This window comes from Nocardioides acrostichi, from assembly GCF_015319165.1.
In the GTDB taxonomy this organism is placed as follows: domain Bacteria; phylum Actinomycetota; class Actinomycetes; order Propionibacteriales; family Nocardioidaceae; genus Nocardioides; species Nocardioides acrostichi.
The window spans coordinates 22,946-37,408 of record NZ_JADIVZ010000018.1; the positions used below are offsets into that span (position 1 = coordinate 22,946).

12 protein-coding genes are annotated in these 14,463 nt (G+C 66.5%); 1 reads left to right on the top strand and 11 read right to left on the bottom strand.

Translation table 11 applies throughout. From position 1 onward, the window contains the following. Positions 1–30 precede the first annotated feature (30 nt). From ISG29_RS20225 to ISG29_RS20260, 8 genes are all read right to left on the bottom strand, one after another. Positions 31–918, bottom strand: coding sequence for a hypothetical protein (locus ISG29_RS20225; RefSeq protein WP_194505262.1), 888 nt, complete (start codon positions 916–918; stop codon positions 31–33). Continuing rightward, the gene (locus tag ISG29_RS20230) at positions 915–1,772 is read right to left on the bottom strand and encodes a vWA domain-containing protein (protein ID WP_235960503.1); all 858 of its coding nucleotides are present in this window, start codon (positions 1,770–1,772) and stop codon (positions 915–917) included. Before ISG29_RS20230 ends, ISG29_RS20225 begins: the two co-directional genes overlap by 4 nt. A gap of 262 nt (positions 1,773–2,034) precedes the next feature. Then, entirely contained in the window at positions 2,035–3,081 is a 1,047-nt protein-coding gene (locus ISG29_RS20235; protein WP_194505264.1) for a vWA domain-containing protein, read from the bottom strand. Further along, positions 3,081–3,788, bottom strand: coding sequence for a hypothetical protein (locus ISG29_RS20240; RefSeq protein ID WP_194505265.1), 708 nt, complete (start codon positions 3,786–3,788; stop codon positions 3,081–3,083). Before ISG29_RS20240 ends, ISG29_RS20235 begins: the two co-directional genes overlap by 1 nt. Further along, positions 3,772–4,671 carry a DUF58 domain-containing protein gene (locus tag ISG29_RS20245; protein ID WP_194505266.1) on the bottom strand — a complete coding sequence of 300 codons (900 nt, stop codon included), beginning with the start codon at positions 4,669–4,671 and terminating at the stop codon, positions 3,772–3,774. The genes ISG29_RS20240 and ISG29_RS20245 overlap by 17 nt, the downstream gene beginning before the upstream one ends. Positions 4,672–4,743: 72 nt before the next feature. Next, positions 4,744–5,733: a GDP-L-fucose synthase family protein gene (locus ISG29_RS20250; RefSeq protein ID WP_194505267.1), complete on the bottom strand. Its 990-nt coding sequence runs from the start codon at positions 5,731–5,733 to the stop codon at positions 4,744–4,746. Then, positions 5,726–6,775 carry a GDP-mannose 4,6-dehydratase gene (gene gmd / locus ISG29_RS20255; protein ID WP_235960497.1) on the bottom strand — a complete coding sequence of 350 codons (1,050 nt, stop codon included), beginning with the start codon at positions 6,773–6,775 and terminating at the stop codon, positions 5,726–5,728. The genes ISG29_RS20250 and gmd overlap by 8 nt, the downstream gene beginning before the upstream one ends. A gap of 110 nt (positions 6,776–6,885) precedes the next feature. Continuing rightward, positions 6,886–7,914, bottom strand: coding sequence for an AAA family ATPase (locus tag ISG29_RS20260; protein WP_194505269.1), 1,029 nt, complete (start codon positions 7,912–7,914; stop codon positions 6,886–6,888). Positions 7,915–8,220: 306 nt separating this feature from the next. On the opposite strand from ISG29_RS20260, the gene ISG29_RS20265 reads away from it, so the two are divergent. Continuing rightward, positions 8,221–9,675, top strand: coding sequence for a sugar transferase (locus ISG29_RS20265; RefSeq protein ID WP_194505270.1), 1,455 nt, complete (start codon positions 8,221–8,223; stop codon positions 9,673–9,675). A 77-nt stretch (positions 9,676–9,752) separates the two neighbouring features. On the opposite strand, the gene cysN is transcribed toward ISG29_RS20265, so the two are convergent. From cysN to ISG29_RS20280, 3 genes are all read right to left on the bottom strand, one after another. Continuing rightward, on the bottom strand, positions 9,753–11,063 hold the full coding sequence (gene cysN / locus ISG29_RS20270) for a sulfate adenylyltransferase subunit CysN (protein WP_194505271.1): 1,311 nt from the start codon (positions 11,061–11,063) through the stop codon (positions 9,753–9,755). Then, positions 11,063–11,977 carry a sulfate adenylyltransferase subunit CysD gene (gene cysD, locus ISG29_RS20275; protein ID WP_194505272.1) on the bottom strand — a complete coding sequence of 305 codons (915 nt, stop codon included), beginning with the start codon at positions 11,975–11,977 and terminating at the stop codon, positions 11,063–11,065. Before cysD ends, cysN begins: the two co-directional genes overlap by 1 nt. Positions 11,978–13,867: 1,890 nt before the next feature. Next, on the bottom strand, positions 13,868–14,463 hold a 596-nt coding region (locus ISG29_RS20280; protein ID WP_207793416.1), incomplete at its 5' end, for a transposase.

The window sequence follows — 14,463 nt, forward strand, 5'->3', positions numbered from 1 at the left end:
GTGAACGCCCGATGCACGGCGGGAGAGGACTCACCACGTCACCGGGGGCTCCTTCTCTTGGCCGGACGGCGATCGGTCGCTGTCTTGCTGTCTCAACTGCTCGCCCTGACGGTTGCGCTCCTTGAGCTCGGAGAGCTGCGGGTCGTCCTTCTCCTTCTGCTTCCCTGACCCGCTCTGCTGCTGTTGCTCGAACGACGCCAGCAGCGCGGCGCGCTGGTCGATCAGCTGAGCCAGCCGCTGGTCGACGTCACCCGCCGAACCGGCGCGCTGCCGTGCGCGAGCCCGAGCGCCAGCGTCGAGCCCCTCGACGGCCGACCGCTCGTCACTCGTGAGGTCTCCGGCGGTGAGCTGCGTGAGCTCCAGGCTTGAGAACCGGGAGAGGTCGACGCCGGCGGCCCTCGCCAGCTCGACAACCTCGTTGAGACAGCCACCCTCGGCGAGCACCTGACGGCCGGCCTGGGCCTCGGACTGCACGGTGGCCAAGTCGAGCTTGCCGATGGCGGTCTTCGCGAGCGCTTCATGTGAGAGCGCGAGGTTGATGCGCACCCGGCACTCCTCGGGTGGCGGCGCCAGCGGCAGGGCCCGCTCGAGCAACCTGACCGCGTCGTCGTACTCCCCCTGCCCGAACGCCGCGGTTCCCTCGTCGTACGGCGAGATCCAGCGCTCCACGACGGGGTTCCACCGGGCGTTCGCGGCGAACTGCGATCGGGCGCCTTCGGCGTCCTTCTCGGCATATGCCGCCCGCCCGGCGTGGTCGTGCCAGAGCAGCACGCCGATCCGGCACGAGACGAGCAAGAGCAGCAGGATCGGTAGGAGCCCGATCCAGAGCAGACGACGACGCCACCGGAGTCGGCGCTCGGCGACGGCGTCGCGCTCGATCTCGGCCGGAGTGCGGCGAATCCGGGTCAGAGTGGTCATGCGCGAGCCTCTCGCCGGACGACGAGCACCTCGCGCCACGCGTACCGCACCTCGAACAGCACGAAGGCCAGCAGCAGCAGGGCCCACAGCCAGGTAACCTCGCGCGAGGAGCGAGCCTCGGGCAGGTCGGCGTACGCCTGGGCGCGAAGCTCGCGGGCGAGGGTGTCGACGTCGGTGGCCTGCCGACCGGTGGCGCGCACGCGCACCATCGGCACGTCGAGCTGTCTGGCCACGGTCTCCAGGTTGCCGAAGTCGGCCTTCGAGACGGCCGGCTCGCCGGTGGTCGGGTCGATGAGCGGCTGCACCTCACCGGTGATCGGCATCGTGCTGCCCTCGGCCGTGCCGACGCCGAGCACGAGCCCGGCGTCCCGCGAGTCGCGCAGCGAGTTCCACCCGGCCTCGGCGACGTCGGCGGTGTCCTCACCGTCGCCGACGAGCACGACGGCGGCGCGGCGCCGCTCAGCGCCGGAGTCCTGCGCATCGGCGATCTCGAGCGCGCCCTGCACGAAGGGCAGCGGTCGGGAGAGGCTCGAGCCGACCGTCGTCGTGGGCGGCTCGGTGGTGATCGCGTCGAGGCGGTCGCGCAGCAGCGCGCGGTCGCTGGTGAACGGCACCACGACTTCGGCCTTCGCCCCGAACGTCACCAGCGACACCTCGGCCTCGGGCAGTGCGTCGAGCAGCCTCTGCACGGTCTGTTCGGCTACATCGAGCCGCGACTCATCCCCCGACCCCGGCACGCCCGACCCATCGGTGGCGTCCATCGAGGTGGTGCGGTCCAGTGCCACCACCAGCTCCAACGGCGGCACCCCCGGGTCGTCCACCCCCGGTCGGTTGCCGACTCCGAGCAGGATCATCAGCAACACAACGGCAATCCCAACCCGCCGCAGCACGGTGGTTGAGCCGCGAGGAGCTCTAGCGACGAGCGCGTCGAAACCCCTCACGAAGCCCCACTTCCAGCGCCAGTGGTGCGTCGCACATCACCCTCCGCTGGTTGAGCCGCGAGGAGCCCCAACGACAAGCGCGCCGAAACCCCGTGACCCGGAATGCCCCCTGGTCGAGCCGCGAGGAGCCCCAGCGACGAGCGCGTCGAAACCCCGTGAGCCGAGAAGCAATCCCTCACGAAGTACCACCCCGCACGCGTCGCCGCCGAAAGGCGTCCAACAGCCCGCCCAAGGCGGCGACCACCACCACGAGCCCCAAGAGCACACCACCAGCCGCCACCACAAGAACGCCGATCCCCGGGTCGTCCACCGAGGTGGTGCGCGTGGGCCGGTCGATCCGGCTCTGCTCGAGTTGATCGATGCCCCGCACGATCCGCTGGGCGGTGCCGTCGCCGTCCAGGTTCTCGAGCTCTCCACCGGTCGAGCTCACCGCCGAGCGGAAGTCCTGCTCCCGCGTGCTGGCCTGCGCGGTGTCGAGCGTGGGGGCGCCGATGCCGTAGACCCGCACGTCGAGCTTGTCGACGAACTGCGATGCCTGGGCGAGTGAGTAGACGCCGCTGCCGTTGGGGTCGTTGTCGCTGGAGAGGATCACGGCCCGGCTGCGGTCGGGGTCGTCCCCCATGCGCCGGGCGCACGAGACCAGCCCGTCACCGATGAGGCTGGACTCGCCGTCCTTGAGCTGCACGCCGGTGAAGTAGTCGTCGTTGCTCTTCGCGAAGGCACGGTCGGCCTCGCGCAGGCGCTGTTTGACGTAGGAGATGTCGTCGGTGAGCGGGAAGATCGTCACCGCCGACCCGCTGAAGAGAGTCAGTCCGACTCGATCCCCGGGTAGGTCGCCGACGATCTTCTGGACGGCCGACACGACCGCCTGATTGTACGGGTCCATCGAGGCCGAGGCGTCGAGGCAGAGCATGAGGTCGCGGGTCTGCCCGTCGAGGCTCTCCGTCTCGGTGCGCTGAGGCCTGGCCACCAGCAGCGCGGCACCGGCCAGCATCACGATCGCAGCGACCAGGCTGCCCCACGCCTGGATGCGGCGTCGTCGCAGCAGCGTGCGGTAGCGGGGCAGCCGTCGCATCCGTGCGGCCAGCACGAGCAGCCCTGACGGTGTCTCGGCCCGCCGCGCCACCCACCACCACCGCGCCACCAACGCGAGGACGACCACCGCGACGACCGGCAGCACCCACGGCCACCGCAGATCGAGGTGCGGGATGAGATCGACCATCACGCCCACCCCCGCACGATCTCCCGTGCCCGGGCCAGCGCGTCTGCGAATCGCTCCTCGGCGACCGCATCCGACACCCCGAACTCGGGCGGATACACGAGCTCCACGAGCTCGGCCAGACCCGCGCCCCCACCGCTGACCGAGTCGCCGGACGCCGGACGCGAAGGCCTCCCACCGGTGGTTGAGCCGGTCGAGCCGCTAGGCGAGACCTCCCCACCGGTGGTTGAGCCGGTCGAGCCGCCAGGCGAGACCTCCCCACCGGTGGTTGAGCCGGGCGAGCCGCTAGGCGAGACCTCCCCACCGGTGGTTGAGCCGGTCGAGCCGCTAGGCGAGACCGTGTCGAAACCCCCCACACCCTCCGAGCGCCCGCGCTCCCACGCCCGCAGATCACTCAGCGTCATGGTGCCGGCCGGAATCCCCGTCACCTCGGACGCACCGGCCCGCACGCAACTGCTGATTCGCTGGTGACCGACCCGTGCGGGCACCCGCCCAGCGGCCACATCGGCCTCGATGGCGTCCAGTTCGGCGAGCAGGGCCTTGCGCGGGCTCCGCGGCTTGGGTGCGCGCGTGAACCACAGCACCGCCACCACATAGAGCACTACGAACGCGACCAGTCCCCCGGCCACCCACCACCAGAGGTGGGAGTACGCCGCCGGCCCTTGCAGCTCGACGGGCAGATCCGCACGCACCTCACTGCCGCCGAGCATGGCGATGCCTCTCCAACAGTTCGACGACGGCCGGCAGCGCCGCGTCGGCGCTGATCACGTGCCGGTGCACGACGCCCGAGCGGTTCATCAGCGAGGCGAAGGCGCTCAACCGGTCGGCGTCCGATCGCGCCAGCTCGGCGGTGAGCAGCGCGTCGCCCCTCGCCCACGGCGGCAGCCCGTGCGCGGTGTCGAGGTCGTAGCCACCCGCCCCCGAGGCGTCGGAACCGCCCGGATCGGCGTCTCCGACGCTGACCACCAGCACCTCGTGCTGCTGCCGCAACCGCCGCAGCAGGCGCACCACCTCGTCGCGGTGGTCATCGAGATCGGGCAGCCCGCAGACCAGCAGCATGATTCCGCGCCCCCGCACGGTCCGGGCGAAGCGGCCGAGCAGCCCGGGCAGGTCGTCGTCGGCCGCCTCGAGGCCGCTGGCGTCGTCGACGGCGGTGAGGCAGCGCTCGAGGTGCAGCTCACCGGTCGTCGCCGGCAGCAGGTGCGACCCGCCCGCGTCGCCGTAGGCGCACCCGACCCGGTCACCGTTGCTCGCGGCCACCCATCCGACGATGCCCGCCACGAGCAGCGCGAGCTCGGTCTTGGACGACGCCGTGTCGGCCGCGGCGGCCATCTCACGCCCGGTAGGCATCACCAGCCAGACCGTGTGCCGCCGCTCAGCGACGTAGCGGCGCACCAGCGGCTCGCGGCTGCGCGCGGTCGCCTTCCAGTCGATGTCCTTCACGTCGTCGCCGCGCACGTACTCGCGCAGGTCGTTGAAGTCGAGCCCCCGACCGGTCTGCACGGCCGCGTACTGGCCTTCGAGCAGCCCCAGCACCCGCCGATGGCTCACCAGAGCCAGCCGGGCGCGGACGCGGGTGACGTGTCCTGCCATGGCTGACTTCCTCCCGAGAACGGTCAGTGAGAATCAGGCTAGGAGGCGTCGCCGGCTCCCGGCCCGGGGCTCTCAGCCGACTTCGCGCAGGTCGGCGGCGTGCTCGCGGTACCAGGCCAGGGTCGACGTCAGCCCTTCTCGCATAGCGATCTTGGCCTCCCAGCCGGCAGCACGGAGCCTGGAGACGTCGAGCAGCTTCTGCGGTGTGCCGTCCGGCTTCGTGGTGTCCCAATGGGTCTGACCCTGAAAGCCCGTCACCTCGGCGATGGTCTGAGCGATCTCCTTGATGGTGGAGTCCCGCCCGGTGCCCACGTTGACCTGCTCTGGCCCGTCGTAGTGCTCCATGAGGTGCAGGCACGCGTCCGCCATGTCGTCGACATGCAGGAACTCACGCCGTGGCGAACCCGTGCCCCAGTTGGTCACCGAGTCCAGCCCTTCGCGCACGGCTTCGTCGTAGCGGCGGATGAGCGCCGGTAGCACGTGACTGCCCGTGGGCGAGAAGTTGTCGCCCGGGCCGTAGAGGTTCGTGGGCATGGCCGAGATCCACGGCAAGCCGTACTGCCGCCGCACCGCCTGCACGCCCAGGATGCCGGCGATCTTGGCGATGGCGTAGGCGTCGTTGGTGGGCTCCAGGTGCCCGGTGAGCAGCGAGTCTTCGGTGATCGGCTGCGGCGCGAGCCGCGGGTAGATGCACGACGAGCCGAGGAACAACAGTCGTTCGACGCCGACCTGCAGCGCCGCGTCGAGTACGTTGGTCTGGATACGCAGGTTGTCGCTGAGAAAGTCGACCGGGTAGGTGTTGTTGGCGAGGATCCCGCCGACCTTGGCGGCCGCCAGCACCACGTACTTCGGCCGGGTCTCGGCGAAGAAGTCGAACACCGAGCCGCGGTCCTTGAGGTCCAGCTCGGACGACGAGCGGCCTACCAGATCGGTGAACCCTGCGCTCTGGAGCCGCCGCCAGATACCCGAGCCGACCAGCCCTCTGTGACCGGCAACGTAGAACGTGGCGTCTCGATCGAGAGGATGAGGAGCCCAGTCGTCGAGGGTGGCCGCCTCAGACACCGGTGATCCCCGGCTTGCCCACCTGCGGCCAGCCGTCGAGACCGACCTTGTCGTACCAGGGTCGTCCCTCGTGCCCGAGCGCCTCGATGTCGGCGTCGACCATGATGCGCGCCAGCTCGTCGGTCTGCACCGTGGCCTTCCACCCCAACTGGCGCTCGGCCCTGGAGGCGTCGCCGATGAGGGCGTCGACCTCGGTCGGGCGCAGGTAGCGCTCGTCGAAGCGCACATGCTTCTCCCAGTCCAGCCCGGCGTGCTCGAAAGCGGTGACGACGAAGTCGCGCACCGTGAAGTTGCCGCCGGTCGCGAGCACGTAGTCGTCTGGCTCGTCGGCCTGGAGCATGCGCCACATGCCCTCGACGTACTCGGGCGCGTAGCCCCAGTCGCGGATCGCGTCGAGGTTGCCCAGGTACACGTGGTCCTCGAGGCCGGCCTTGATGCGCGCGACGGCCCGGGTGATCTTGCGGGTCACAAACGTCTCGCCTCGGCGCGGCGACTCGTGGTTGAACAGGATGCCGTTGGTGGCGAACATCCCGTATCCCTCGCGATAGTTCTTGGTGACCCAGTAGGCGTACACCTTGGCCGCCCCGTAGGGCGAGCGCGGGTAGAACGGCGTTTCCTCGTTCTGCGGCGGCGGGGTGGCGCCGAACATCTCCGAGCTCGATGCCTGGTAGTAGCGGCACTGGATGCCGGCCATACGCACCGCCTCGAGCAACCGCATCGCTCCGACACCAGTGGTGTCACCAGTGTGCTCAGGCTCATCGAAGCTGACCCGCACATGCGACTGAGCCGCCAGGTTGTAGACCTCGTCGGGCTGTATCTCGTTGAGCAGCGTCACCAGTCGGGCGCCGTCGGAGAGATCCCCGTAGTGCAGAAACAACTTCGCGCCGTCGGCGTGCGGATCCTGGTAGAGATGGTCGATCCGCTGGGTGTTGAACGTAGAGGCCCGCCTGATCAGGCCGTGCACCTCATAACCTTTGCCGAGCAAGAGCTCGGCGAGGTAGGAGCCGTCCTGACCGGTGATTCCGGTGATCAACGCCTTCAACTGGGGTCTCCGTTCTGACCTGTGTCGTGCTGGTGGCATCGGTTAAACCGGCATCCTGCCCGACTTGATGGGTCGATGCGACCCGCAGGTGACCTACCTCGCACCACTTGCTAGGGAGTCGGGCTCGCAGCGAAGACCGCGTCGATCACGGTCTCGGGCTGCACGCGGTCGGCGAGGGCATCGAACGTGAGCCGGATCCGGTGCCGCAGCACCGAGTGCCGCAGTTCGCGCACGTCCTCCGGGATGACGTGGTCGCGGCCGGCCAGCACGGCCAGGGCACGCGCAACGGCGAAGAACGCGATCGACCCGCGCGGGCTCGCCCCGGTCTCGACGTAGGCACCGATCTCGGGCCCGACGACCTTCTCGGCATCGCGGGTGGCGGCGACGAGTTCGACGATGTAGCGCTTCACCGACGCATCGACGTACACCCGCGAGGTGAGCTCTTGTAGGGCAAGCACGTCGGCCGGTTGGATGACTCCAGAAACCAAAGCGCCGTGCCCTCCCCCACCACCGAGCCTGCCGTCGCCGATACGGTCGAGCATCGCCGTCTCGTCGTCGGGTGAGGGATAGTCGAGCACCTCCTTGAGCAGAAAGCGGTCCATCTGCGCCTGGGGCAGCACATAAGTGCCCTCGTCGTCGATCGGGTTCTGCGTCGCGAGCACCATGAACGGCCGGGGCAAAGGGTGCACCTGCCCAGCGATCGAGGTCTGCCGCTCCTGCATCGCCTCGAGCATCGCCGACTGCGTCTTGGCGCTGGCTCGGTTGATCTCGTCGAGCAGCACGATGTTGGCGTGCACCGGCCCGAGCTGGGTCTCGAAGACGTGGTGCCGCGGGTCGTAGACCTGCGTCCCGACGATGTCGCTGGGCAGCAGGTCCGGCGTGCACTGGATGCGGCTGAACTGTGCTGCCACCGCCTTGGCCAGCGTGGACGACGCTAGCGTCTTGGCCAAGCCTGGCACCGACTCCAGCAACACGTGGCCCTCGGTCATGAGCGCCACCAGCATCGAGGTCAGGAGTCGCCCCTGACCGACCACCTGGCCGCGGAATGCCACCGAGACGGCACGCGTAAGTTCAGCGGCTTGGTCGAGTTCCTCTGTCGACGGGGGCGACTGCGCGCTCGCAGCATGAGACCCCGTCATCGCGTTGCAGGGCTTGTCGAGGTTCGCCTGGCTGGGTGGGCCCGTCGTCGCCTACTCATGGCCTCCATTGAACATGAGCTCTGAAGCGAGCCGCTCCGGGGCTTGAGCCAGCACCACGTCTAGTCCACCCTTTGCCCACAGAATGCGCACAGTAAGGGGCTGCGCCCTCTGGCAGGTGCACCCTGTTCTCATTCGCCGTAAGGTGCCGCACGCACTGGTCGAGTGCTCCGGTCGACCGGCGCCGCCACTGCTCAGCGCCGAGCATCAGCCGAGGAACTCCCTTCAAGCGAGAGTTTTGGAAGCGACATGAGTCTCACCTCCAACGGAAGAAGCGTGGCCAGCCGCCCCCCCAGCCGCTTCTTGCACTACCTGCCCGCCACCGCGCTGCTCATCGACACGGTTGTCATGGTGGTCATCGGTTTGGTGGCGATCGTGGGCCGCCGCGAGCTCGGTTTCTTCAGATCCTCCGTCTCCGTCGAGGATTCGCTGAGTGTTGCCGGGCCACTGATCATTCTCGGATGGCTGCTCATGCTGGCACTGCGCGGCAGTTACAAGACGGACGTGTTCGGCGCGGGCACCGACGAGTTCCGCAGAGTGTTCAACGCGAGTCTGATGGCAGGCGGACTGACTGGGGTCGGTTGCTACCTGGTCAAGTTCGATCTCTCTCGGGGCTTTTTCATGCTGGCCTTCGGCCTCGGGGTTCCTGCCCTGCTGTTCGGTCGAGCCGGGCTGCGCGCTGCCCTGCAAGGCGCTAGGCGGCGCGGGGGCCTGCGGCAGCGGGTTCTGCTCACGGGTTCCCGTTCTCACGTCGACGAGATTGCGTCTGTTCTGCGCCGCGAGACCTGGCTGGGCTACGAGATCGTCGGGGCACTGACCCCTGAGTACGACCTGAGCGAGGAGACAGCCTCGGGCATTCCGGTGCTCGGTAATACCGACGATGTGGTCAAGCTGGCCAGAATCTCTCGCGCCGACACCATCCTCTTCGCTGGCGGGTCCACCGGATCCTCCAACCAACTGCGTAAGGTGGTGTGGGAACTGGAGCAGAGCCACGTGCAGGTCGTCGTGGTCCCCAGCGTCACCGACATCTCCTCCGATCGTGTGAAGGTCCGGCCCGTGGGTGGTCTCCCACTTATCCACATCGACCCTCCGACCTGGCTGGACGCATCTCGCTGGGGCAAGCGTGCCTTCGACATCGCAGGTTCAGGCGCCCTCATCGTCCTTTTCGCACCGCTACTGATGCTCTCGGCTTTTCAGGTCAAGGCTCACGACCGTGGTCCGATCTTCTTTCGACAGACCCGCACCGGGAAGGACGGCGAGGAGTTCGCCTGCCTGAAGTTCCGCACCATGGTGGTGGACGCCGAGGCGAGGCTCGCTCAACTGCACGAGCAGAGCGGATACTCCGGTGGACTGTTCAAGATGAAGGACGACCCTCGCATCACAGCTCCCGGCAAGTGGCTGCGCCGTTTCTCGATCGACGAGTTGCCTCAGCTCTTCAACGTGTTCAGGGGCGACATGAGCCTGGTCGGCCCGCGCCCTCCCTTGCCGAGCGAGGTCGCCGACTACGACGACGACACGATCCGCCGCCTCAGGGTGCGACCTGGCATGACCGGGCTGTGGCAGGTATCCGGCCGCTCGGATCTCTCATGGCACGAGGCGATCAGGCTGGATCTCTACTACGTCGACAACTGGTCGATGCTCCAAGACCTGTCCATCCTGGCTCGCACCCTAGGTGCCGTCACGAGCAGCCGAGGCGCCTACTGAGACAGGCCCGGCCTTAAAGAGCAAAGAGGCAGCCGCCCCAGCGGGAACGGCTGCCTCTTCTGCTTTCTCTAGTGGCGTCAGTTGCCCGCGTTGATCATCCCGGCGCCGACGGTAACGCCCGTCGCCTCATCGATGAGGATGAACGAGCCGGTGGTGCGATTCTTCGAATAGGGATCACACAACAGCGGCACCGTCGTGCGCAACTGCACCCGGCCGATCTCGTTCAGGTTGAGCTCGCCAGCCTCCTGGTCACGGTGCAGAGTGTTGACGTCCATGCGGTACTGGATGTCTTTCACGAGGGCCCTAGCGACGCGCGTGGTGTGCTTGATGGCGAGCTTCTGGCGCGGCTTCAATGGCGTGTTGGTCATCCAGCACACCATGGCGTCGATGTCCTGACTCGGTGCCGGTGCGTTCTTCACGCGGGCGATCATGTCGCCACGAGAGACGTCGACATCGTCCTCGAGGCGGACGGTGACCGACATCGGCGGGAATGCCTCGGCGACCTCCTGGTCGAAGAAGTCGATACCAGCGATCTTGCTGGTCATGCCGCTGGGGAGTACCACGACCTCGTCACCCGGCTTGAGCACGCCGCCTGCGACCTGGCCGCCGTAGCCGCGGTAGTCGTGGTACTCGTCCGACTTCGGTCGCACGACGTACTGCACGGGGAATCGCGTGTCGACGAGGTCGCGGTCGGAGGCCACGTGCACGTGCTCGAGGTGGTGCATCAGGGTTGGTCCGGAGTACCACGGCGTGTGCTCGGAGCGGTTCACCACGTTGTCGCCTTGGAGGGCGGAGATCGGGATGACCTCCAGGTCCGGGATCGAGAGCTTGGTGGCGAACTGGGTGAATTCGTCGTGGATCTTGTTGAAGATCTCCTGGTCGAAGTCGACCAGGTCCATCTTGTTGACGGCCAGCACCAGGTGCGGCACTCGCAGCAGCGAGAGGATCACTGCGTGCCGTCGCGACTGCTCGGTCAGGCCCTGACGGGCGTCGACGAGTACGAGGCCGAGGTCGGCGGTCGAGGCGCCGGTGACCATGTTCCGGGTGTACTGCACGTGCCCGGGGGTGTCGGCGATGATGAACTTGCGGTTGGGCGTCGCGAAGTAGCGGTAGGCGACATCGATGGTGATGCCCTGCTCGCGCTCGGAGCGCAAGCCATCGGTCAGCAGCGCCAGGTCGGTGTAGTCGTAGCCCTTGCCCTTGGAGGTGTTCTCCACGGCCTCGAGTTGGTCCTCGAAGATCGACTTGGAGTCCAGCAGCAGACGGCCGATGAGGGTCGACTTGCCGTCGTCCACCGAACCGGCGGTGGCGAACCGCAGCATGTCCATGTGCTGGGTGACGGTCTCGACGGCGGTCGCGCCGTCGGTGGCAGATGCGTTCTCGGCCATCAGAAGTAGCCCTCCTTCTTGCGGTCCTCCATGGCAGCTTCGGAGAACTTGTCGTCGCCGCGGGTCTCACCGCGTTCGGTCACTCGGGCCACTGCGATCTCTTCGATGATCTCTTCGATGGTGGAGGCAGTCGACTCCACGCATCCGGTGAGCGTGATGTCGCCACACGTGCGGAAACGCACGGTGCGCTCCTCGGCGACCTCACCCTCCTTGCACGGATTGAGCGGCGTCTCGGTCATGAGCATGCCGTTGCGCTTGAACACCCGGCGTTGGTGGGCGTAGTAGATCGTGGGAATCTCGATGCCCTCGCGGGCGATGTAGGACCACACGTCGAGCTCGGTCCAGTTGCTGATCGGGAAGATCCGCATGTGCTCGCCCTCGTGCAGGCGGCCGTTGTAGAGCGACCACAGCTCGGGGCGCTGGTTCTTCGGATCCCACTGCCCGAACTCGTCGCGATGCGAGTACACCCGCTCCTTGGCCCGAGCCTTCTCCTCGTCCCTGCGGCCGCCACCGAAGGCAGCGGTGAAGCCGTTCTCCTCGATGGCGTTGAGCAGCGTGCCGATCTGCAGGCGGTTGCGCGATGTCTTGCCGTCGTCGACCACGATGCCGTTGGCGATCGCGTCGTCGATGGAGGCGACCACGAGGTTCACCCCGAGGCGGTTGACCCAGTTGTCGCGGGTCTCCATGACCTCGGGGAAGTCAAGGCCGGTGTCGACCTGCATGATCGGGAACGGGATCTTCGCCGGGTAGAAGGCCTTCTCGGCCAGGCGGAGCATCACGATCGAGTCCTTGCCGCCGCTGAACATCAGCACCGGCTTCTCGAACTCGGCCGCGACCTCGCGGAAGATGTGGATCGACTCCGCCTCCAGCTGGTCGAGTTGACTCAGCCGGTAGTCGGCGTGGGTGTCGGACATGCACGCTACCTCTCAATGGGGACAAGCAGAGAGCATCGTAACCGTCGGGCCGAGTATCACTGCCCGCGCCTGCGGAAGACCAGATCCGCGGCCCGGGAGCCGCTGTGCGCCCCCAACGCTCGGCCCTCCAGCACTTCCCAATCTACGATGCGATTTGCCACGATCTTCAAGCTTCTTCGGGTTGGGCAAACGCGAGTCAGCATGCCCAGACAGTTCACCTAGGCACGCCGAAGCACGGCGCCGGGCGGCACCGAGGACGTTGCCACTGATTGCACCCCCAACTTCGCACCAGCTCCAAGCGTGATGGGGCCGAGAGCCATCGATCCAACACCAAACTCGACGGAGTCTTCTACCCGGGGCACCCCATCCCCCGGAAATCGATTGCCAATCGTCACTTGCTGCCGAAGGATCACGCCGCACCCCAAAACGGCCTGAGGGTGAATCACTGTGCCGAAGCCATGATACACCGTTAGCCGCTCCCCGCACTTGACCGAAACGGGCAATTCCATGCCACACGCAATCTCACAAGTTAGGCGGTAACAATAGGCGAGAGCGCGACCCGCGAACGATAGGGGTTCTCTCTGAATCCGCATGTGCTGGCAAAGTCGCCAAAAGGCGAGAAATAATTGAATCTTTGGCGACCCCCTATTGGCCTTCCAGTCTTGCAAGCAGTATTGAACGACATTCATTACCGCATCGCCATCCTCAGCCACTTGCACATGACTCGCCTCACGAACTCGGAACTAGAGAATCGTACAACTCTTGACACCTGTGTAACTGCCGGCCCCTAGCCCGGATAGCCCTTTTCGCAGACTCGGCTCCCAGCCTTCGCGCCTCCGACGGCCGCGACACCGTCTGTTCAGTCAAACCCCACGGGGTCTTTAGAGCCATCTCTTCAATATCGTGGCGAATAGATGATTCGCTGATGGCGTCGTGGAGCGATGCTTGCTGGCTTTCCGGAACTCGCAAGCACGAGAAGGCCGCGATCGAAGTTGCCCAGGAGTACGCATCCCCGGTGGTAACTTCGAACGGCGAGATGAAGATTTTGTCAGCCAGTTCGGTAGCAGTCCCATATATCTTCTCATATTGCCGAAGGGCCTGGTCGGCCGTGAGCCCGTTATGAAACTGAAGGAAAGAACTAATCGCCATTAACGGTTCCCTAGCCAAAAATACTGTGGGTATTCCCTCGCGAACAGATTTGCGCAAAGCAGCGGCGGAATGAAGATGAGAGCTTAGAAGCCGATCGGGCCATGTCGCGCGCACAATAGCAGCAGCTCGCGTGTTTCCCGACCTCGGGAACCCATCTACCGTGAGACTTGTGTTCCCCGACCTAGGCAGAAGTGGGCGTAGCCTACTGCGACTTCTTATGTACAGCGAACTGGCCGCCGAGTCGATCAGGAACTGATGCAGTTCGTGCCTGACATTCATGGAACTGACCTTTCGATACAGAAAAAACGTCTACTCGTAGAAGTGCCGCCTTCGCCCACTTGCACCCACAAGTTACCGCGTCTTCGCTCCATTTGTCTCGACCAAAGCCGTAGAGCAAAAGACTAACGGCCGCCCTACACCGCCGTCCGGCCACCCGTCACGCTCGGGCCACATGTCACGCTCGGGCCAACCGCCACGCTCGGGCTCTAGGACTGGAGCCTCAGTTGCCGAGCGCCTACGCTGCGCTTGTGGATCGCGCGACCGACTACCGGCTGCAACGGAGCCTACTGTGGACAGCCCTATTGACTTCCTTCATTTACGCCAACCCGCGTGAATCAGCCTCGGCAGGTGCAGACATCTGGGTGTACGTGAGAACATTTGGCCCCCTAGTCATTCTCGTAGCATATGCACTAACGCCTTCTTCGCCCCGCGGTCGCGCCTTTGGCGCAATCGAGGTGGGCTTTATAATGTTTGCGCTTCTAGCCCCGGTCTTTCATGACGACGGCCGCGGTTGTGTCGGAGCTGCGTGATCGAGTGCGCTCGTGTTCGGAGTGACGGCGGGTAGGGCGTCGCACCGGCTGGCGCTGCCGGGCTGCGGGTCTCCGGGTGGTGATGTTGTGGGCGGATGGGCTGGGTCAGGCGGGTTGCGGGACCGCGGCGATGTTCGCGAAGACAGCAACGATCGCGGCCGCCCAGGGCCAGGACTCGGGGATCTTGAGTCGTCGGCGACAGGGCGCTGTGGACCAGGCGGGCGGGCACGTGCAGGAACCGGTAGCGCAGCGCCTTCGGCTCACACGCGGCGAGCGGCGCAGCGTCGCCGACGAAGCCCAGCAGCCGCGTCCACGCGGTCAGGTCGGCAGCGATCATGGTCAGCGCGAGCCAGGTCTGGTTGATGTCGAACTCCCGGGAGGGGAACCGGCCCAGGCCGGATTCTTTGGCGTGCCGGATGCGGTCCTCGACGCGGGCGTGGGCCCGGTGCCGGGCTTTAAGGAAGGCCAGCTGGCCGACGGTGGTGTTGGTGACGAAGGCCTGATAGCGCCAGCCGTCGCGCTCCTCGA